Source organism: Gordonia zhenghanii (assembly GCF_021738965.1).
GTDB classification, from domain to species: domain Bacteria; phylum Actinomycetota; class Actinomycetes; order Mycobacteriales; family Mycobacteriaceae; genus Gordonia; species Gordonia zhenghanii.
In genome coordinates, this window is sequence record NZ_JAKKOQ010000033.1 from 1 (window position 1) to 1366 (window position 1366).

1 protein-coding gene is annotated in these 1366 nt (G+C 66.4%); it reads left to right on the plus strand.

Features of this window, described 5'->3' with window-relative positions; all coding sequences use genetic code 11:
- Positions 1-283: 283 nt before the first annotated feature.
- Positions 284-1348, plus strand: coding sequence for an IS110 family RNA-guided transposase (locus tag L5G32_RS19115; RefSeq protein WP_237012666.1), 1065 nt, complete (start codon positions 284-286; stop codon positions 1346-1348).
- Positions 1349-1366 lie beyond the last annotated feature (18 nt).

The following is a 1366-nucleotide window of genomic DNA, read 5'->3' on the forward strand; positions in this document are numbered from 1 at the left end:
GTCGAGCCCCGGTCCGCTGGTCGAGCGGAGTCGAGACAGTGAGGATGGAGGGTGGGTCCTCGGGGGCGTGTTCTGACTTGAGTCGAGACTGACGCCTGTGTGGTTGTCGTGAAGGGGACGTGTCGAACCCGTTCCCGGGGGCCTGGCTTGGAAAAACTCGGGTGCCCGAGCCGGGCGGGTGTGACTTAATAGGACCATGTCCAGTGGCTCATCACTGTCGTGTCCACCCGACCCGGGCGCGGTCATCCAACACCACTCGGGTGGATTGGAGACACATAACAGCATGAGCACTACTGGCATGTCCTGGCAAGACGACGAAGTGATCGTCGGAGTCGACACGCATCAGCGCACTCATCACGCCGTCGCACTCGACCACACCGGCGGCGTCATCGCTGACCAGGAGTTCCCCGCCTCACAGGCCGGGGACAACGCATTGTTGGCATGGGCGCAGACACTCGGGACGATCGGCGCGATCGGGATCGAGTCGACCGGCTCATACGGCGCCGGACTGACCCGCACCGCGCTGGCCGGCGGGCACGAGGTGATCGAGGTCAACCGTCCCGCGAAGGCCGTGCGGGCTCGGGCAGGCAAGTCTGATCCGATCGATGCCGAATCCGCGGCCCGCGCCGTGCTTGCTGGTACCGCGACCGCGCGACCGAAGGTCTCCACCGGTGTCGTGGAGTCGATCCGCACCCTCAACCTCGCCCGGGACGGCGCGGTCAAATCCCGGACCGCGGCCCTGCTGCAACTGCGTGATCTGGTCACCACCGCCCCGAACGAGATCCGGGACATACTGTTGCCCCTGACCGCCGCGGCTCGGGTGAGTAAAGCCGCCGCGCTACGCCCGGACCCGGCACGTCTGGAGGAGCCCGCCCACGCGGTCCGTCACGCTCTGCGCACCCTGGCACGTCGTGTCCAGTACCTCGAGGAGCAGATCGCTGACACCGATTCAGCACTGTCGGCTCTCGTCAAGCAGACCGTGCCGACCCTCGTAGCTGCACGCCAGGTCGGCACGCAGACCGCCGCGGCGTTACTGATCTGTGCCGGGCAGAACCTCGACAGGTTCGCCTCCGAGGCATCGTTCGCGAAACTGACCGGGGCGGCCCCGCTACCGGCATCCTCAGGCAAGACTCACCGCGTGCGACTCAACCGCGGCGGAGACCGGCAAGCGAACAAAGCCCTGCACCTCGTCGCCGTGGGCCGCCTACGCTCAGACCCACGCACCCGCGAATACGCCAAACGCCGACGCGCTCAAGGACTGTCCACCCCCGACATACTCCGCTGCCTCAAACGCGCCCTCGTCAGAGAATCCTTCAGCGCACTCAAAACCGACCTACTCCGGGCTTGACGAACTATAGGACCGTCC

Coding starts and splice junctions, on each gene's coding strand:
- L5G32_RS19115 (WP_237012666.1), top strand. CDS start 284: ATGAGCACTACTGGCATGTCCTGGCAAGACGACGAAGTGATCGTCGGA.